The organism is Bradyrhizobium sp. CCBAU 53415, from assembly GCF_028128735.1.
GTDB lineage: Bacteria > Pseudomonadota > Alphaproteobacteria > Rhizobiales > Xanthobacteraceae > Bradyrhizobium.
On the sequence record NZ_LBJF01000025.1, the window covers coordinates 285,709 to 304,917 of the forward strand.

A 19,209-nucleotide genomic window follows, 5' to 3' on the forward strand; every position below is an offset into this window, starting at 1 on the left:
GTTCGCGACTCCGGCAGGCGGTGCACGGCTTGAAGGGCGATCGCGGCCATGGCGGCCTCCTCACACATCTGCAAGGTCATGACGTCTGCCGTGCCGGTCAAGCGGGGAGATGCCAGAGATGGATTGCGATTCTCAGCGCGATCAGCGCGGTGAGCACGCTGCCCATCGAGAGCAGGCCGAGCACCTGGAGCGCCATACGCTTGAGCTGGGCCTTGCGCGCTTCGGAGATGCGCGCCGCGCGTTCGGCCCCGAAGCGCCGGTCGAAACCATGTGTCATGATCGACATCGTGGAAGTCCTTGTCCTTGGCGCAGCGAGGCGACCGCTCCAATCTGCCGCTCATGATGTCCATCCTTGCGTAGGATTGCGAGATGAGCGCCGGCGCATCCGCATAGGAATGTCATAGAGACGCCGATCCTCGCGCCGGCAGCCCTCTGAAGAGATCGGGGTTCCGCTTCGGTCGGGGGGCCTGAGACGGCGCGGGATCCGAATGCGTGATCCCGGCCGCTGCGGCGAAGGCGAGGCGCAGTCGCGGTTCCTCGATCTGCTTGCAGAATCGGTCCAGGGTGTCCGCCGCGTTCTGTGACTGCCCGTTGATCGCCGCGCAGAGCCGGGAACTGGTTCGCCGGAAGAAGTGGAACGCCTCGTGGGCGGTGCGCCGTCCTCCGAGGCGATCGAGCTCCGCCGCGAGTGCTGCAACGTTGAGCCTGTCGGACTCATCCCGTGTCACGGCAAAGCGCAGCAGCGTCAGTTTCCAGGCGTGGAGCAGCCTGCGAGATCCATCGACCAGGTCGAGCATGCAAATTCCGGATGGCCTCGCCGCGTCAGGCTCCGACGCCGTCGATCAATTCTTCGTCGGCGATCGCAGCGAATGCGCGCACCACGCCTCTCTGCGCGGCTGCGTCCAGCGGCACAATCGGTAGCCTGGTGGCGGCCGACATCAGGCCAAGGACGTTGAGTGCGTATTTGAGCGCGGCCGGATCTTCCCTTGACAGGCAGGCGATGAGCGGAATCAGGCGCTTGTGCAGATAACGGGCGGATTGCAGCCGGCCCTGCCTGAGATGCGAGAAGATCGTGCGGCAGAGATCCGGGGCAATGTTGGCGACCTCCGAGATCGCGCCGTCGCCGCCATCCGCGATGAAGGCGAACGCGGTGACGTCGCCGCCGGAGAGAAAGCGAAAACTTGCCGGCAAGCTGTGGGACAGCCGCACCGGACGGGTGACGTCGCCACCTCCATCGCGCAGGCCGACGAACTGGCGGGACTCGGCCAGACGCAGAAGCGTCTCGTCGGCGAGCGGGCGCAGCGTGCGGGCGGGATTGTCGTGCAGGATCACGGGAAGTCCGATTGCAGCGGCGATGGCACGGAAATGCGCGAGCATGCCCTCCTGCATCGGCTTGTTGTAGGCGGGCACGACCGACATGACGGCATCGGCGCCGGCCGCTTACGCGCGCCGCGCAAGCTCGATGGCGTGGCTGGTTGCATTGGATACCGCACCAGCAATGACCCGCACGCGGCCGCGGGCGACGTCGACCGCGGTGCGAATGACGAGCTCCTGCTCGGCTGGTGAGAGCGTCGGGGCCTCGCCGGCCGTCTCGCAGACCACGATGGCGGGAACGCCGGCCGCAACCTGTCGCTCGCACAGTGCAGCGAATGCCTTGAGATCGATGGCATCTGCCGCGTCGATCGGTGTCGGCAGGTCCGGAATGAATCCGGTGAACGAGGCAGCGGGAGGGATGAGCATGGTTTTCCCCTGTTGACGCCGGCTCAGGCGGCGCGCTGCGCGACGGTGGTATTGGGGCTCTTGCCCATGTCGAGCTCGATCCCGCACGGCAGCTCGACGATGGTTTCCGGATGCTGCCCGTTCTCGAACAGCGCATATTTGATCGCCTGGGCGTGGCTGACGAAGAGGCCGCCATAGAGGCCGTTCTGCTCCTGAGCGACCCATTGTCCCCGGCGGTTGCGGCCGATGAAGACGATGGTCGAGGGCGAGCTGCACGAGGGAGGTTCGACGAGTTTCACGGATTTGGTCCTTCTGAACGACGCCGGCTTGGGACTCATTGTCCCCGCCTGCGTGCTCAATATCCTGCCTCGCGAATATGATTTCGAGGGCGGGTGGGCGGCGATCGCATAGGAAGGTCATAAAGCCGACCGCTCAGGCCACGGCGTTGGCGATGTGGACCAGAGCGAACAGCGCGCCGAAGGCGACAGCCTCGTCCCAATGATTGAGCGCAGGCCCCAACAGCGGCTCGCGCTTGAGGAGGCCGACGAGCGCACACAGGATGACCGACATCCAGAGCAGGGCGGCGAGGCTTCGGCCGAAGCCGATGCAGCCGAAGGCGGCGAAGGCCGATAGCAGCGCGATGCGGACGGCAAAGCGCGACAAAACGCGCGTCGGGCTCAACGTGCGCGGTATGTCCTGAGATTGCGGCAAGGCTTGACTGCCCTAACCGAAATTGTCGCAGGCGACCGGCTCGTAAAGCGGGTCCCGCCTCCGACGAACCGAGGGAACGCTCGGCCGCGACGCTTCCACGGCGAGTGCCTGGACTTCAACGAAAGCCGACAGCAGCGCGATCGCAAGGTCGCCATGGCAAGCCTCGACCGCGGTGTCGAGCCAATCCGGCAATTCGCGCGCGCGTGACAGCGCGCAGTGCCACTCGCCCTCGTCATAGGCGATGCGCCGGACCTGCCACATTGGCAGCTCCAGCTCGATCAGCACCAGCGCCGCGTCGGCCCATGCCTCGGCGTCGATCAGGCGCGAGAGGCGTGCGGTGCAGCCGTTCTGGCCGAGCGAGGGGACGCGCCGGCAGGCCGTTTCGATGATCTCGATCATCAACGGCCGCGTCATCGCATGTGTCTCGCGCAGCCGCTCGCTGAGTGAGGGGGGATCGTAGTGGCGGAGAGCGGCGATCATGTCAGGCCTCCTGGGGTTGGCGTCGGTCAGTCGGCCGGCCTCACAAAGATGTCCTGGAGGGCATTTGAAAACGAGATAGGGATCGGGCGAGAGATATAGGGATTTCGTAAGTGGACGGAGCCTACCGGCCAGGCGCGATAGCCCCTCAACCATCGCCTTCGCCGCGGGCGGACGCTTATGGAAGCAGGGCTTTTTGAAAGACCGCGGCCGCGGTCCGCCGTAACAATCGCCGGCGAAAGCGGGTGGGCGGTGCCACTGCGCTGCCTGCTCGGATGACCGCCCGGAATGGATCGTCATTGTCACGTGGCCTCCCACCGCGACGTGCCGGCCCTTATGAGATTCCTATAACGTCGCCGTAGGCTTCACCTCGAAAACCTATGCGCGCGGTGGCACCTGATCGCCATCAAGTTCCCGGTCGGAAGCGGCGCGCATTGCATTCGTTCGTGGCGGGCCGGCCGCCGGGATCGAGGGACGGGTCATGCCGCATACCGTCTCGTACCGAGGAGTATCGTCATGATGGACATTCTGATGCTGGGGCTAGCCGCGGCCTTCTTCGCGCTCGCGATCGGTTACACCTACGCCTGCGAACGGCTGTGACGGAGCGACCATGATTTTCGATTATGCACTCGCCGGCGCCGTCTCGTTCGGCCTCCTGATCTATCTCACCTACGCACTGCTGCGGCCCGAGCGGTTCTGACGCCGTGCTGCTGCTCGTCGAATTGCTGCTGGCGGACGCCGTGCTCGTCGCGGGCCTGCTTGCGCTGGTCCTGCCGATGCTGCGCTGGACGCAAAGCCTGAAGGGTTGATGCCATGACCGTAATCGGTTGGTTCCAGATCATTCTCTATTGTTTGATCGTCGCCGCGCTGACCAAGCCGCTCGGCTGGTACATGACGCGCGTGTTCAATGGCGAGCGCACGTTCCTGTCGCCCGTCCTGCGCCCGATCGAGGCCGGCATATATTGGATCTCCGGTGTCGACGAGAAGCGCGAGCAGCATTGGATGACCTATACCGTCGCCATGCTGCTGTTCCATGTCGGCGGCTTCCTCATCATCTACGGCCTGATGCGGCTCCAGGCCATGCTGCCCTTCAATCCGGCCGGGCAGTCCGCCGTCGCCGAAGATCTGTCGTTCAACACCGCGATCTCCTTCATCACCAACACCAACTGGCAGAACTACGGCGGCGAGAGCACGCTGTCCTATCTGACCCAGATGGTCGGCCTCACGCACCAGAATTTCCTGTCGGCTGCGACCGGCATCGTGCTCGCGGTGGCCTTGATCCGCGGCTTTGCCCGCGCCTCGATGCGCACCGTCGGCAATTTCTGGGTCGATGTGACCCGGTGCACCCTTTATATCCTGCTGCCGATCTGCATCGTCTACGCGCTGTTCCTGGTCTGGCAGGGCATGCCGCAGACGCTCGGAGCCTATGTCGAGGCCACCACGCTCGAAGGCGCCAGGCAGACCATCGCGGTCGGCCCGGTCGCCTCGCAGGTCGCGATCAAGATGTTAGGGACCAACGGCGGCGGCTTCTTCAACGCCAATGCCTCCCATCCCTTCGAGAACCCGACCGCGCTGTCGAATTTCGTGCAGATGCTGTCGATCTTCGCGCTCGGCGCCGCGCTCACCAATGTGTTTGGACGCATGGTCGGCAACCAGCGCCAGGGCTGGGCGATCCTCGCCGTGATGGGCGTGCTGTTCGTTGCCGGCGTCGCGGTTGCGTACTGGGCGGAAGCGCATGGCACGGCCACGTTGCAGGCGCTCGGTCTTTCCGGCGGCAACATGGAAGGCAAGGAAGTGCGCTTCGGCATCGTCGCGTCCTCGTTGTTCGCGGTGATCACCACCGCTGCGTCCTGCGGTGCCGTCAACGCCATGCATGACAGCTTCACTGCGCTCGGCGGTATGATCCCGCTGATCAACATGCAGCTCGGTGAGATCATCGTCGGCGGCGTCGGCGCCGGCATGTACGGCATGCTGCTGTTCGTGATCCTCGCGATCTTCGTCGCAGGCCTGATGGTCGGCCGCACGCCGGAATATGTCGGCAAGAAGATCGAGGCGCGCGAGGTCAAGATGGCGATGCTCGCGATCCTGATCCTGCCGCTGATGATCCTGGGCTGGACCGCGGTCGGCGTCGTGCTGCCCACGGGCGTCGCCTCGATGGCCAATGCCGGCCCGCACGGCTTCTCGGAGGTGCTCTATGCCTACTCCTCGCAGACCGGCAACAACGGCTCGGCCTTCGCGGGGCTCACCGGCAACACGCTGTTCTACAACCTGACGGGCGCGTCCGCGATGTTCGTCGGCCGCTTCCTGATGATCGTGCCGGCGATGGCGATCGCAGGGTCGCTCGCGCAGAAGAAGTCGATCCCTCCGTCGATGGGCACCTTCCCGACCACCGGCGGCCTGTTCGTCGGCCTGGTCGTCGGCGTGATCCTGATCATGGGCGGCCTGACCTTTTTCCCGGCGCTCGCCCTCGGCCCGATCGTCGAGCAGCTCGCGATGAACGCCGGCAACGTCTTCTGATCCAGCTCTTTCGGAGTGACCTCCATGGAACCAGTTTCTAAACCCAACAAGCGCATGCCGGTCTCGGCGATGCTGGATCCCAGGATCGTGGTGCCGGCGATCGGCGCGGCTTTCGCCAAGCTCGATCCGCGCGCCATGATCAAGAACCCGGTCATGTTCGTGGTCGAGATCGTCGCTGCGCTCACCACGGTGATCTTCCTGCGCGATCTCCTGACCGGCGGGGAAAATCTCGGATTCACGTTCCAGATCATCCTCTGGCTGTGGTTCACCGTGCTGTTCGCCAACCTCGCTGAAGCAGTTGCCGAGGGCCGAGGCAAGGCGCAGGCCGAGACGCTGCGCAAGACCCGCACCGAGAGCCAGGCCAAGCTCCTGGCCGGCTCGGGTCCGAACTACAAGCTCGTGCCGGGCACGAGCCTGAAGGTCGGCGACCTCGTGCTGGTGGAGGCGGGCGATACCATTCCGTCCGACGGCGAGGTGATCGAGGGGGTGGCCTCCGTCAACGAGGCCGCCATCACCGGCGAGTCGGCGCCCGTGATCCGCGAATCCGGCGGCGACCGTTCGGCCGTGACCGGCGGCACGCAGGTGCTGTCGGACTGGATCCGCGTCCGCATTACGGCAGCCCAGGGCTCGACCTTCATCGACCGCATGATCAAGCTGGTCGAGGGCGCCGAGCGGCAGAAGACGCCGAACGAGATCGCGCTCAACATTCTGCTCGCCGGCCTCACCATCATCTTCGTGTTCGCCACCGTGACGATCCCGAGCTACGCCGCCTACGCCGGCGGCTCGATCTCGGTGATCGTGCTGGTCGCGCTGTTCGTGACACTTATCCCGACCACGATCGGGGCGCTGCTGTCGGCGATCGGCATCGCCGGCATGGACCGCCTGGTCCGCTTCAACGTGCTGGCGATGTCGGGCCGAGCGGTCGAAGCCGCCGGAGACGTCGACACGCTGCTGCTCGACAAGACCGGCACCATCACGCTCGGCAACCGGCAGGCGACCGCGTTCCGCCCCGTCCGTGGAGTGACCGAGCAGGAGCTGGCCGATGCCGCCCAACTCGCCTCGCTCGCCGACGAGACCCCGGAAGGCCGCTCCATCGTCGTGCTGGCGAAGGAGAAATACGGCATCCGCGGCCGCGACATGGCGGAGCTCGGGGCCACCTTCATCCCGTTCACGGCGCAGACCCGCATGAGCGGCGTCGATGCCGGCGGCTCGTCGGTGCGCAAGGGTGCGGTCGATGCCATGCTGAACTATGTCGGCGGCGGCGCTCCGACCGCGGTCGCTTCCGGCAACACGGCGCGCTCGATGCAGCCTGCCGCGCTTTCCGAGCTCGGCCGCGAGATCCAGGCCATTGCCGATGACGTGTCGAAGTCCGGCGGCACGCCGCTGGCTGTCGCCAAGGATGGCAAGCTGCTCGGGATCGTCCAGCTCAAGGACATCGTCAAGGGCGGTATCCGCGAGCGCTTCGCCGAGCTGCGCCGCATGGGCATCCGCACCATCATGATCACCGGCGACAATCCGATGACGGCTGCCGCCATCGCCGCGGAAGCCGGCGTCGACGATTTCCTGGCGCAGGCAACGCCCGAAGACAAGCTCAAGCTGATCCGCGACGAGCAGGCCAAGGGCAAGCTGGTGGCGATGTGCGGCGACGGCACCAACGATGCGCCGGCGCTCGCCCAGGCCGACGTCGGTGTCGCCATGAACACCGGCACGCAGGCCGCGCGCGAGGCCGGCAACATGGTCGACCTCGATTCCAACCCGACCAAGCTGATCGAGGTGGTCGAGATCGGCAAGCAGCTCCTGATGACGCGCGGTGCGCTGACGACGTTCTCGATCGCCAACGACGTCGCCAAGTATTTTGCGATCATCCCGGCGATGTTCCTGGCGTTCTACCCTCAGCTCAACGTGCTCAACGTCATGAACCTGTCGAGCCCGCAGAGCGCCATCCTGTCGGCGATCATCTTCAACGCGCTGATCATCATTGCGCTGATCCCGCTGGCGCTGAAGGGCGTCGCCTATCGCGCGGTCGGTGCCGGCGCGCTGCTTCGGCGCAACCTCTTGATCTACGGCCTTGGCGGCATCGTCATTCCCTTCATCGGCATCAAGGCGATCGACCTCGTGGTGACCGCCTTGCACCTGGCCTAACCCCGTCATTGCGAGGAGCGGAGCGACGAAGCAATCCAGACTGCCTCCGCGGAAAGACCCTGGATTGCTTCGCTTCGCTCGGAATGACGAAAGAAAGGAGACTTCAAATGCTCAGAGAAATCCGCCCCGCCATCGTCCTCTTGCTGGCGCTCACTGCCATCACCGGCCTTGCCTATCCGCTCGCGATGACCGCCATTGCCGGCACGTTGTTTCCCGTGCAGGCGCAGGGCAGCCTGATCGAAAAGGACGGCAAGGTGATCGGCTCCGCCCTGATCGGGCAGGAGTTCAAGGATGACAAATACTTCCATGGCCGTCCCTCGGCGACGCTTGCGCCGGATCCGAACGATTCGACCAAGACGGTGTCGGTCCCCTACAACGCCGCCAATTCGGGTGGCTCCAACCTCGGCCCGACCAGCAAGGCGCTGGCCGACCGGTTGAAGGAGGATGTAGACAAGCTCAGGGCCGAGAATCCGAATGCGGCCGTGCCGGTCGACCTGGTGACGACGTCGGCCAGCGGTCTCGACCCGGACATCTCGCCGGAAGCCGCGCAATTCCAGGTGCCGCGCGTGGCAAAGGCGCGGAATCTGCCTGAAGATCAGGTCGGGCAGCTCGTGGCCGCCAACACCCGAGGCCGTCTCCTCGGTCTGCTCGGCGAACCCAGGGTTAACGTTCTGGCGCTGAATCTCGCGCTCGATCGCATGGCCGCGAGGTAGCAGTCTAGGCTCGCGGCGCTCGGATGATTATATTCGATGGTGAAGCCTCCTCCTCACCCTGATCGCATCTTGCGATGCGATCAGGCCTCTCCCCGCAAGCGGGGAGAGGCGAAGGACAGGCGGAGAATGTAACGCATAGACAAGCCGTCCTGATGGTCCGAGAGCGCCGCGATCCCGAACAACGTCCATCCCCGGAGGCACTGCTGGAAGCGGCGCGCCGGGAGGAGAGCGCGGGCGGCAGGCTGAAGATCTTCGTCGGCGCAGCTCCCGGCGTCGGCAAGACCTACGAGATGCTGCAAAGCGCCCATGCCAGGCGCAAGGCCGGCATCGACGTCGTGGTCGGCTTCGTCGAAACCCATGGCCGCGCCGAGACCGAGGCGCTGGTGCGCGACCTCGAAGTGGTCCCGCGCAAGAGGCTGGAGTACCGCGGCCAGATTGTCGAGGAGATGGATCTCGATGCGGTGATCGCGCGACGGCCGCAGATTGCGCTGGTCGACGAGCTCGCCCACACCAATGCGGTCGGCAGCCGCCATCCCAAGCGCTATCTCGACGTCGAGGAGCTGCTGTCCCACGGCATCGACGTCTACACCGCCGTCAACATCCAGCACATCGAGAGCCTGAACGACGTCGTTGCCCAGATCACCCATGTCAGGGTCCGCGAGACCGTGCCGGATTCGGTGTTCGACCGCGCCGACGCGATCGAGCTGATCGACCTCACGCCCGACGATCTGATCCAGCGGCTGAAGGAGGGCAAGGTCTATGTGCCCAGGCAGGCCGAGCGGGCGCTGGAGCATTATTTCTCGCCGGGCAATCTCACCGCGCTCCGTGAACTCGCGCTGCGGCGCACCGCCGAGCGGGTCGACGAGCAGCTGCTCACTCACATGCAGGCAAATGCGATTCCCGGGCCCTGGGCCGCGGGCGAGCGCATCCTCGTCTGCGTCAGCGAGGATCCGCGGGCGGCTGGCCTCGTGCGCTACACCAAGCGGCTGGCGGACCGGCTGCATGCGCCGTTCACCGCGCTTTCGATCGAGACGCGGCGATCCCTGCAATTGTCCGACGAGGAGCGCGATCGGCTGGCCGACACGCTGCGGCTTGCGGAATCGCTCGGTGGCGAAGCGCTGACCATTCCCGCCGTCGGCCGCCGCATCGCCGACGACGTCGTCAATTTCGCGCAAGGCAACAACGTCACCCAGATCGTGATCGGCAAGTCGACGCGCTCGCGCTGGTTTGAGATGACGCGCGGCTCGGTCGTGCATGATCTGGTGCGCCGTGCCGGCAACATCACGGTCCACGTCATCGCCGGTGACGAGCTGCCCGGCGAAGCCGCGCCAAAGACGGCGGTGCAGACTGCCGCGCGCTCGGAGCCATTCAATCCGCTGCCCTATCTGAAGGCACTCGGCATCGTGCTGATCGGTCTCGGCGCCGCCGAGCTGATCCAGCCCCGTTTCGGGCTCGAGAACGTCGACCTCGTATTGCTGACGGCGGTTGTCGCGGTCGCCGTCCGTTACGGCCTGTGGCCGTCGTTGCTGGCGACGGTCGCGGCGTCGCTCTGCTACAATTTCTTCTTCATTCCGCCGATCTACACCTTCACGATCACCGATCCGACCAACGTGGCTGCCTTCGTGCTGTTCATGGCTGTGGCGATGATCGTCTCCAACGTCGCCGCGCGTGTTCGCACGCAGGCTGATGCCGCGATCGGCCGGATCAGGATGACCGAGCAGCTCCATGCCTTCAGCCGCAAGCTCGCCGGCACCGCCACGCTCGACGACGTGCTATGGGCGACCGCCTATCAGATCGCGTTGATGCTGAAGGTTCGGGTCGTGCTGTTGCTGCCCGAGGAGGGGCTGCTCACGGTCAAGTCCGGTTATCCGCCGGAGGACGAGCTCGACCAGGCCGACCTCGCGGCGGCCAACTGGGCCTGGAGCAACGATCGCCCCGCCGGCCGCGGCTCGGACACGTTGCCGGGAGCCAGACGGCTGTTCCTGCCGATGCGCACCGGCCGGGGACCGATCGGTGTGATCGGCATCGACAACGACCGCACCGGCCCGCTGCTGACGCCGGACCAGCGCCGGCTGCTCGATGCGCTGGTCGACCAGGGCGCGCTCGCGATCGAGCGCGTGCTGCTGGTCGAGGACATGGACCGCGTCAAGCGCACCGTCGAATCCGAGCGGCTGCGTTCGGCGCTGTTGACCTCGATCTCGCATGATCTGAAGACGCCGCTCGCCTCCGTGTTGGGGGCGGCCTCCACCATGCGCGATCTCGCCGGCGCCCTCTCCGACACCGAGAAGCGCGACCTCATCGCCACCGTGATCGACGAATCCGAGCGGCTCAACCGCTTCATTGCCAATCTGCTCGACATGACCAAGCTCGAATCCGGCGCCATCGTGCCCAACACGGCGCTGCACGATCTCGGCGAGATCGTCGGCAGCGCGCTGCGGCGCGCCAGCAAGATCCTTAGCCGCCACAAGATCGAGCTGGCGCTGGCCGCCGATCTGCCGATGCTCCAGCTCGATGCCGTGCTGTTCGAGCAGGTGCTGTTCAACCTGCTCGACAATGCTGCCAAATACGCGCCACCCGAGACCACGATCGCGATCCGCGGCCGGCGCGACGGCGGTCATGTCGTGCTCGAGATTGCGGACGAGGGAGCCGGCATTCCGACCGACGAGCTCGAGAGCGTGTTCGACAAATTCTATCGCGTGCAGAAAGGCGATCACGTCCGTCCCGGCACCGGGCTCGGCCTCGCCATCTCGCGCGGCTTCGTCGAGGCGATGCGCGGCACGATCTCGGCCGCCAACCGCGGCGACCGGAGCGGCGCTGTCCTCACCATCCGTCTTCCCGTTCCAGCGGAGAGCCGCGCATTGGATACCGCCGCATGAGCGCTGCCCCGATCAAGGTCCTGATCATCGACGACGAGCCGCCGATCCGCAAATTGCTGCGGATGGGGTTGACGACGCAGGGCTACGAAATCCTGGAGGCGTCGAACGGCAAGACTGCGCTGGAGAAGCTTGACGAAGATCCGGCGCTGATCATCCTCGATCTCGGCCTGCCCGACGTTCAGGGGCATGAGCTGCTCCGCACCATCCGCACCCGCAACGAAGGCGTGCCGATCGTGGTGCTGTCGAGCCGCGGCGACGAAGCCGGCAAGGTGCAGGCGCTCGATCTCGGTGCCGACGACTATCTGACCAAGCCGTTCGGCATGGAGGAGCTCCTGGCGCGCCTGCGCGCCGCGCTGCGCCACCAGCTTCAGGTCAAGGGCGAGCGCCCCGTGTTCCGCACCGGCGATCTCTCCGTCGATCTCGTCCGCCGCATCGTCAAGGTCGGGGATCGTGACGTGAAGCTCTCACCGAAGGAATATGACCTGTTGCGCGTGCTGGTGCAGCATGCCGGCAAGGTGCTCACCCATCGCTTCCTGCTCAGGGAGCTCTGGGACGAACTGACGGATGCGCAATACTTGCGCGTCTATGTCCGCCAGCTCCGGCAGAAGATCGAAGCCGATCCGGAACGGCCGCAATATGTGCTGACGGAAACGGGGATCGGGTACCGGCTGAAGGCGGGGGATTAGGCCTGGCTCGGCGGCATCGAGTGCTGGCTTGAGGCAAACTCGTCATGGCCGGGCTTGACCCGGCCATCCACGTCTATCGGCATGCGAGGACGCGCGTGGATGCCCGGGTCAAGCCCGGGCATGACGACGGAGGTTGTGGCGCAAGCCTGCCTCCGCAATGACCAAGCAAGATCACCCGGCCTTCCGGTGCCTCGCCGTGGACCGGTGCGCCTTCTTCGCGGTTCGGTGCCGTCCTGTCGCACGCCGCGCATGCGACTTCGCCGCCGTCTTCTTGCCGGCGCGTCCCTTCAGGCTCTGCTTCAGCGCGTCCATCAGGCTGACGACATTGCTTGGGCGCTCCTCCGGCTCCGGCAGCTCGATTGTCTTGCCGCTGGCCTTGCGCTTCACCAGCGCCTTCAGCGCGTCCTCGTATTCGTCCTTGAATTTGCGAGGGTCGAAATGCGCCGCCTTGGTCTGCAGGATGTGACCGGCAAGCGCGACCATGTCCCCGGTGATCTTCGGGCTCTTGATGTCGTCGAAGAACTGGTCCTCGTCGCGCAGTTCGTAAGGGAAGCGCAGCGTGGTGCCGAGCAGGCCCTTGCCGAGCGGCTCGATCGCCATGACGTGCTCGCGGTTGGTCAGCACGATCTTGGCGAGTGCCACGCGCTCCTCGTCCTTCATGGCGTCGCGGATCACCGCGAAGGCGTCGACCGCGGCCTTGCCGTCGGGCGCGATGTAATAGGGATGGTTGAGATAGCGCTGGTCGATCTCATCGCGCGGCACAAAACTCTCGATGTCGATGGTGTGGTTGCTTTCGATCTGGACCGCTTCGAGCTCCTCCGGTTCGATCTCGACATATTTGCCCTTGCGCAACTCGTACCCGCGGCCCTTCTGGTCGCTCTCGACGACATCGCCGGTCTCGGCATCGATCATCTGCTGCTTGAGCCGGTTCCCGGTCTCACGGTTGATCAGGTGAAACCGCGTCTTCTCGGCCGCAGTGGTCGCCGGATAAAGCACGACCGGGCAGCTGACCAGCGACAGCTTCAACGTTCCCTTCCAATAGGCGCGCGGGGCCATTCCGTTCTCCAGCGTTTTCAAGGCGTTTTGGAACCCCAACCGTCCCATAGGGTTTTGGTTCCGGGCGGGACTTTCGCCGTGATAGGCTTGAATGCCGAAAGAGAAGCGGGACCGGTCGTGCTGCAAAAACTCTCCACTTACCGACAGAAGCGGGATTTCGAAAAGACGCCCGAACCATCGGGCAAGAGCGCCGTGGCGCCGTCGAAGCAGCGGCGCTTCGTCATCCAGAAGCACGACGCCAGTCGCCTGCACTACGATCTGCGACTCGAATTCGACGGCGTCTTCAAGTCCTGGGCGGTGACGAAAGGGCCCTCGCTCGATCCGCATGACAAGCGGCTGGCTGTCGAGGTGGAAGACCATCCGCTCGACTACGGCGATTTCGAAGGCACGATTCCGGAAGGGCAATATGGCGGCGGCACGGTGATGCTGTGGGACCGCGGCACCTGGGAGTCGGATGATCCGGAAGCCGGCTTCAAGAAGGGGGATTTGAAGTTCATCCTGCATGGCGAGAAGCTGCATGGAAGCTGGGTCCTGGTGCGCATGCGCAACCGCGGCGGCGAAAAGCGAACCAACTGGCTGCTGATCAAGCACCGTGACGAATTTGTCCGCGAGGGCAAGGACAACGACATTCTCGAGCAGGACAAGTCGGTCGCCTCCGGCCGCGCGATGGAGCAGATCGCCGAAGGCAAGGGCCGCGCGCCGAAGCCGTTCATGCTGGCGAAGGGTGCCAAAGGCAAGGCCGATGCAGTCTGGCAGTCCAATCGTGCCGAGGAGACGAAGGGGCGGACGGTGAAGCCTGCGCCGCGAACGGCCTTGAAATCCGGAAAAGCGGCAAGGAAGAGGGCGACGACTGCGACGAACGCCAGGAACGTCGCGGAGATGCCGGATTTCGTCGCGCCGCAGCTCTGTACGCTGGTCGAGCGGCCGCCGGCGGGCGAGGGCTGGTGCCACGAGATCAAGTTCGACGGCTACCGGGTGCAGCTCCGGGTCGAGGACGGCGAGGCGACGCTGAAGACGCGCAAGGGTCTCGACTGGACCGGCAAGTTCGGCTCCATTGCCGAGGAAGCGGCCGCGCTGCCGGACGTGATGATCGACGGCGAGATCGTCGCGCTCGACCACAACGGCGCGCCGAACTTCTCCTCGTTGCAAGCTGCGTTGTCCGATGGCAGGACCGACGAGCTGATCTTCTTTGCCTTTGATCTCCTCTTCGCGGAGCATCAGGACTACCGCCGTCTGCCGCTCGGCGAGCGCAAGGCGCAACTCAGGAAGCTGCTGGACAAGCGCAAGCGGAAATCGACCCGGATCCGCTACGTCGAGCACTTCGAGACCGGCGGCGATGCCGTGCTGCAATCGGCCTGCAAGCTCGAGCTCGAAGGCGTGGTGTCGAAGAAGCTGAACGCGCCGTATCGGTCCGGCCGCACCGAGAGCTGGGTCAAGTCGAAATGCCGCGCCGGCCACGAGGTGGTGATCGGCGGCTACAAGACCACCAACGGCAAATTCCGCTCGCTGATGGCCGGCGTGCAGCGCGGCGATCATCTCGCCTTCGTCGGCATGGTCGGCACCGGCTTTGGCGCTGACAAGGTCAAGCGCATCATGCCCTCTTTGAAGGCCATGGAGGCCAAGCAGAGCCCGTTCGGCGGCAAGAATGCGCCGAGGAAGACGCGGGACGTGCACTGGCTGAAGCCGGAGTTAGTCGCGGAGATCGAATTCGCCGGCTTCACCGCCGACGGCAACATCCGCCAGGCGGCGTTCAAGGGATTCCGGCAGGACAAGCCGGCCGAGGAGGTCGAGGCGGAGAAGCCCGTCGATACCGGGCTGGCAGAGCCCAAAGCCAGGAAGCCGGCGCGCACGAAGGCGGGCCGGTCATCGAATAAGGCGGCGCAAAATGCCGAGGTGATGGGGGTCGTCATCTCGAAGCCCGATAAGCCGCTCTGGCCTGACGATGGCGCGGGCGCTCCCGTCACCAAGCTGGACCTTGCGCGCTACCTCGAAGCCGTCGGCGAATGGATGATCGTGCACCTCAAGGGGAGGCCGTGCTCGCTGATCCGCGCCCCTGACGGCATCAAGGGCGAGTGCTTCTTCCAGCGCCATGCGATGCAGGGAACGTCGAACCTTCTGGAGCTGGCGCGGGTCTCCGGCGACCGCAAGCCCTATCTCCAGATCGATCGGATCGAGGGACTCGCCGCGGTGGCACAGATCGGCGGCGTCGAGCTGCATCCCTGGAATTGCGCGCCTTACGCCTATGACACACCGGGTCGGCTGGTGTTCGATCTCGATCCGGCGCCCGACGTTGACTTCGCCGACGTCGTCGAGGCGGCCAAGGAGATGCGGCAGCGCCTTTCCGACATCGGCATGGACAGCTTTTGCAAGACCACAGGCGGCAAGGGCCTGCACGTGGTCGTGCCGCTGCTGCACGGTGCGCGCGACAAGGTGAGCTGGAAGGAGGCCAAGGCGTTTGCACAAGGCGTCTGCCAATGGATGGCCGATGACGATCCCGAGCGCTATCTGCTCAACATGTCGAAGAAGCTGCGCAAGGGAAAGATCTTCCTGGATTATTTGCGCAACGACCGCATGTCGACTGCGGTGGCCCCATTGTCGCCGCGCGCGCGCGCCGGGGCCACCGTGTCGATGCCGTTGACCTGGGCGCAGGTGAAGAGCGATCTCGATCCGAAGCGCTACACGCTGCGCTCCGTGCCGGGCCTGTTGCCGCGATCGAAAGCATGGGAGGGTTATGACGATGCCGCGGCTTCGATCAAGGCGGCGGTGAAGAAGCTTGCGGGGAAAACCAAGTAGGGTGGGTTTGTTCGGCGAGGGCGCGAAGCGCGGTCGCCGAGCGTAACCCACCCTACGAAGCTCGTTCTAGATCCGCCCCATCAGGAGCAGGATCAGCAGGATGACGATGACGAGCCCGAGGCCGCCGCCGCCATAATAGCCGGTGCCATAGAACGGACCGCCGCCGATGCCGCTGAAGCCGCCGAGCAGGGCGATGATCAGGATGATCAGAATGATCGTTCCGATTGACATGCGAATCTCCTCCAGCCCTTTGTCAAAAGGGTCGTTTGCACTTGTCCCGTCGTGCGGGGGCAACTTGCCGTAGGTTTTAAAGTTCCGGCTTTGAAACAAGGCGGGCGGATCAACTTGCATGGAACCTTTGCCGGTTGGCCCGGCATGGTTATGTGTAGTCAGTTGCAAAGGGGCAGAGCCATGTCGGCACCGCTTGTCGTCTCAATTCCGCATCGTCTCGGCCGCGAGGAGGCGGTACGCCGGCTCAAGTCCGGGCTTGGCCGCGCCGCAGCCAGCATTCCCGTGATGCAGGTCGAGGAGGAACGCTGGAGCGGCGACAGCATGAATTTCCGCATCCGCGCGCTCGGCCAGGTCGCGACCGGTCAGGTCGACGTCGCCGACGACCATGTGAAGGTCGAGGTGGTGCTGCCCTGGCTGTTGCAGCGCTTTGCCGAGATGGCGCAGGCGACGATCAGGAAGCGCGGCCAGTTGCTGCTGACCAAGGACGGCGGAAAGTGAGTTCAGGCGCGGACGCGCCGCCGCGAGGACCTGATGGCGTTAGCCGTTCGGACCGCGATGGCTGAGGCGGGAAATTCGCGGAAGGCCTGTGCGAGCGGCAAGTGGTTACCCGCAAGGCCGGGCACGGTGTAGCCCTTGATGTCGATCGTCGCGTCAAAATCCTCCAGTGCGGGCCATTCCCGGCCCGCCTGGGTGAACGGCGCGAACTGACGCCCGACCACGACAATCGCGGCTGCGCGGCCATGGCGACGCGCGAAGGCGATGACGTGGTCGGCATGTGCGCCCCGTACCTCCAGCGGCTGGTAGTCGCCCTGCGCGAAGATGTCGGCAAGCTCGCTGCGCAGCTTGAGGAGATGCCGTGTCCACGCCAGCTTGAGCCGGCCGTCCGGCCAGGTCTTGATCAGGCCGCTCCAGTCCGGCGTTTCCAATGACGTCAGCGCCGCGTCGCGCGCGGCAAAGTCGACCGGGCGGCGGTTGTCGGGATCGACCAGCGACAGGTCCCAGAATTCGGTGCCTTGATAGAAGTCCGGCACGCCCGGCAGAGTCGCCTTGAGCGTGAGCTGGCTCAGCGAGTTCAACGTGCCGAGCAGCGCGACGCGGCGAGCCAGGGTTTGCAATGCGTCCACGAACTCTGCGGACCGGGCGGGGTCGAGGATCTTCTCGATGAAGTCTCGTATACCGCTCTCATAGGTTTCATGCGGGTTGAGCCAGCTCGTCTCCTCCTTGCCCTCGCGCGCGGCCTTGAGGGCATAGGCCTGGATGCGCTCGACGAAAGCGGCATCGGCCGGCTCCTCGATCGGCCAGGCGCCGAGCAGGGTTTGGTAGAGCATGTATTCGAACGTCGCCGACGGCGCCCGCAGATTGCCGTGAAGCGCAAGATGCGGCGCGTTCAACACTTTCCAGCGCGCCACCGCGCTGGTCCATTCGCCGGGAATTTCGCTGAGCGCGGCGATGCGCGTGCGGGCATCCTCACCGCGCTTGGTGTCGTGGGTGGCCGTTGCGGTCATGCCGTGCGGCCATTCCCTGGCGCGGGCCTGCATGGCCTGGTGGAAGGCGGGAATGGCGAGGCCGGGGCTCGCGGGATCGCCGCCGACCTCGTTCAGCGCAAGCAACCTGTGGAATTGATAGAACGCGGTGTCCTCCAGCGACTTCGCCATCATCGGCCCGGTGAATTGCTGCACTTTCAGCGCGAAGCGGCGCACGCGCGGGGCGCTGTGCGGGGGACGGCCGGGTTTGAGCAGGTCCATCGTGAGAGCATCGCGCAGGAAGTCGAAGATGCCTTCGTCGGCGGCGAACCACTCCCCGCGGGCGCGCTCGATGGTGTCCTCGATCAGCTTGCGGTCGGGCGCCGTCGGGCCGCTGTGCGTCAGATAGGTGCGATAGACCGGGAAATGCAGCACATAGAGCTCGAGCGCCTGTCGCAAACTGTCGGCTGAGAAGTCTCTCGTCGAATAATGCCCGTTGGCGATGCGCGCGAGCAGGCGCGTCAGCACGGTGAATTCGCTGGTGAGCAAGGTCTCCAGCACCCGTCGCTTCGCGTTCTTGACGTAAGGCGCCAGCCGCGGCGGCTGGTTGCTGATCTGCCGCCAGGTCTCGTCCAGCGCTTGCAGGCCGTTGGGATCGACCAGCACGTGGGTGATGACGTTCATCCATTCATAGCCCGTGGTGCCCTGAACACCGGCGAAACGCGGCAGGCGCTCGTGCTCGCACAGGATCTTCTCGATCACCGTATAGAACGGCTTTGCGTTGCCTTGGGCGTCGCGGACCAGCCGGCGCAGCCGCTGGCAATATTGTGCGGGGTCGCGCAGGCCGTCGATGTGGTCGAGCCGGATTCCCTGCAGCTTGCCGTCGGCGATGAGTTGCTTCACCAGCCGGTGGGTGGCGGCAAATGTGCTCGCGTCCTCGACGCGCAGCCCCGCGAGCCCGTTGACGTCGAAGAAGCGGCGATAGTTGATGTCGCTGGAGGCAAGCCGCCAGTGCCCGAGCTTGTAGTGCTGGCGTTCCAGGAGATGGTGCAGCGTCAGCGTCTGCGCCGGGCGGTCCCTGCCGGCACGATAGGCGGCGAGACCGCGATCGATGATGTCGGCGGCGCCCGCGATCTCCTTGAGCTCGGACTTGAAGCCGGGAGCTTCCTTGCGATTGGGACGGCGCAGCCCCGCGTAGCGCGCGGCAAGCGCGAGCAGGCGCTCGCCGGGCCCGGCTTCCGCCGCGTCCGCCTCCTTGACGATCACGCGCAGAATTTCGCCATAGCGCTCCGGTGCGATCGGCAGGCGATGCTCGAAATACCAGGCGGAGAGGCTTCCCTCGTCGGGATCGTAGCGCAGCTCGATCTCGCCGCGCTCCAGCGCCTCGCCGTAGGATGTGCCGAGGATCGGCAGCAGCACGCCGCCGCGGGCGCGGTAGGCCAGTTGATCCCAGTCGATGTCGAAGGAGGCGGCGTGCGGCGAGGCCTGGCCCCATTCCAGCACGTCGAGCCACCAGGGATTGTCGGCGAAATGCACGCCGACATGGTTGGGCACGAAATCGATGATGAGCCCGAGATCGTGCCTGGTCAGCGCTTCGTTCAGCCGCGCGAAGCCGGCTTCGCCACCGAGCTCGGGATTGAACTGGCTGTGATCGACCGTGTCGTAGCCATGGGTCGAGCCCTTGCGCGCCTTCATCACCGGCGAGGCGTAGAGATGCGTGATCCCCAATGCCTTGAGATAAGGCACGACCGCGGCGGCCTTGTCGAAGTCGAAATCCGCAGTGAGCTGAAGCCGGTAGGTCGCGAGCGGAATGGCGGGAGGCATG

General features: G+C 65.3%; 16 protein-coding genes and 1 pseudogene. 8 read left to right on the forward strand and 9 right to left on the reverse strand.

What is annotated here, in order from left to right:
* Positions 1–97: 97 nt before the first annotated feature.
* The 6 genes and pseudogenes from XH87_RS22415 to XH87_RS22440 all read right to left on the reverse strand — a co-directional run bounded on the left by XH87_RS22415 (position 98) and on the right by XH87_RS22440 (position 2,910).
* Positions 98–286 (reverse strand): hypothetical protein, encoded by a 189-nt coding sequence (locus XH87_RS22415; protein WP_271588921.1) that lies wholly within the window; start codon positions 284–286, stop codon positions 98–100.
* A gap of 112 nt (positions 287–398) precedes the next feature.
* A complete protein-coding gene (locus XH87_RS22420) occupies positions 399–797 on the reverse strand; it encodes a hypothetical protein (RefSeq protein WP_271588922.1) in 399 nt (132 codons plus the stop codon).
* Positions 798–822: 25 nt separating this feature from the next.
* Positions 823–1,740: pseudogene (gene dapA / locus XH87_RS22425) on the reverse strand (4-hydroxy-tetrahydrodipicolinate synthase).
* Between the two features lie 23 nt (positions 1,741–1,763).
* The gene (locus XH87_RS22430) at positions 1,764–2,018 is read right to left on the reverse strand and encodes a hypothetical protein (RefSeq protein ID WP_199763009.1); all 255 of its coding nucleotides are present in this window, start codon (positions 2,016–2,018) and stop codon (positions 1,764–1,766) included.
* 133 nt (positions 2,019–2,151) lie between these two features.
* Positions 2,152–2,400: a hypothetical protein gene (locus tag XH87_RS22435; RefSeq protein ID WP_442868292.1), complete on the reverse strand. Its 249-nt coding sequence runs from the start codon at positions 2,398–2,400 to the stop codon at positions 2,152–2,154.
* A 42-nt stretch (positions 2,401–2,442) separates the two neighbouring features.
* The gene (locus XH87_RS22440; RefSeq protein WP_271588924.1) at positions 2,443–2,910 is read right to left on the reverse strand and encodes a hypothetical protein; all 468 of its coding nucleotides are present in this window, start codon (positions 2,908–2,910) and stop codon (positions 2,443–2,445) included.
* 607 nt (positions 2,911–3,517) lie between these two features.
* On the opposite strand from XH87_RS22440, the gene XH87_RS22445 reads away from it, so the two are divergent.
* The 6 genes from XH87_RS22445 to XH87_RS22470 all read left to right on the forward strand — a co-directional run bounded on the left by XH87_RS22445 (position 3,518) and on the right by XH87_RS22470 (position 11,841).
* Positions 3,518–3,607 carry a K(+)-transporting ATPase subunit F gene (locus XH87_RS22445; RefSeq protein ID WP_035698142.1) on the forward strand — a complete coding sequence of 30 codons (90 nt, stop codon included), beginning with the start codon at positions 3,518–3,520 and terminating at the stop codon, positions 3,605–3,607.
* A 113-nt stretch (positions 3,608–3,720) separates the two neighbouring features.
* The gene (gene kdpA, locus XH87_RS22450; RefSeq protein ID WP_158669191.1) at positions 3,721–5,424 is read left to right on the forward strand and encodes a potassium-transporting ATPase subunit KdpA; all 1,704 of its coding nucleotides are present in this window, start codon (positions 3,721–3,723) and stop codon (positions 5,422–5,424) included.
* Positions 5,425–5,448: 24 nt separating this feature from the next.
* Positions 5,449–7,566 (forward strand): potassium-transporting ATPase subunit KdpB, encoded by a 2,118-nt coding sequence (gene kdpB / locus XH87_RS22455; protein WP_271588925.1) that lies wholly within the window; start codon positions 5,449–5,451, stop codon positions 7,564–7,566.
* A gap of 107 nt (positions 7,567–7,673) precedes the next feature.
* On the forward strand, positions 7,674–8,279 hold the full coding sequence (locus XH87_RS22460; RefSeq protein WP_271588926.1) for a K(+)-transporting ATPase subunit C: 606 nt from the start codon (positions 7,674–7,676) through the stop codon (positions 8,277–8,279).
* Between the two features lie 152 nt (positions 8,280–8,431).
* Positions 8,432–11,155, forward strand: coding sequence for a sensor histidine kinase (locus XH87_RS22465; RefSeq protein ID WP_271588927.1), 2,724 nt, complete (start codon positions 8,432–8,434; stop codon positions 11,153–11,155).
* A complete protein-coding gene (locus XH87_RS22470) occupies positions 11,152–11,841 on the forward strand; it encodes a response regulator (protein ID WP_158671491.1) in 690 nt (229 codons plus the stop codon). Before XH87_RS22465 ends, XH87_RS22470 begins: the two co-directional genes overlap by 4 nt.
* 171 nt (positions 11,842–12,012) lie before the next feature.
* Here XH87_RS22470 and ku read toward each other — a convergent pair whose 3' ends face one another.
* The gene (ku, locus tag XH87_RS22475) at positions 12,013–12,897 is read right to left on the reverse strand and encodes a non-homologous end joining protein Ku (RefSeq protein ID WP_271588928.1); all 885 of its coding nucleotides are present in this window, start codon (positions 12,895–12,897) and stop codon (positions 12,013–12,015) included.
* A 117-nt stretch (positions 12,898–13,014) separates the two neighbouring features.
* On the opposite strand from ku, the gene ligD reads away from it, so the two are divergent.
* The gene (gene ligD, locus XH87_RS22480) at positions 13,015–15,690 is read left to right on the forward strand and encodes a DNA ligase D (protein ID WP_271589158.1); all 2,676 of its coding nucleotides are present in this window, start codon (positions 13,015–13,017) and stop codon (positions 15,688–15,690) included.
* A gap of 66 nt (positions 15,691–15,756) precedes the next feature.
* Here the strand turns inward: ligD and XH87_RS22485 are convergent, their stop codons facing one another.
* The gene (locus tag XH87_RS22485) at positions 15,757–15,921 is read right to left on the reverse strand and encodes a DUF3309 family protein (protein ID WP_008560028.1); all 165 of its coding nucleotides are present in this window, start codon (positions 15,919–15,921) and stop codon (positions 15,757–15,759) included.
* A 180-nt stretch (positions 15,922–16,101) separates the two neighbouring features.
* On the opposite strand from XH87_RS22485, the gene XH87_RS22490 reads away from it, so the two are divergent.
* A complete protein-coding gene (locus XH87_RS22490) occupies positions 16,102–16,419 on the forward strand; it encodes a polyhydroxyalkanoic acid system family protein (RefSeq protein ID WP_035714157.1) in 318 nt (105 codons plus the stop codon).
* A 2-nt stretch (positions 16,420–16,421) separates the two neighbouring features.
* Here XH87_RS22490 and treY read toward each other — a convergent pair whose 3' ends face one another.
* A complete protein-coding gene (gene treY, locus XH87_RS22495) occupies positions 16,422–19,208 on the reverse strand; it encodes a malto-oligosyltrehalose synthase (RefSeq protein WP_271588929.1) in 2,787 nt (928 codons plus the stop codon).
* Position 19,209 lies beyond the last annotated feature (1 nt).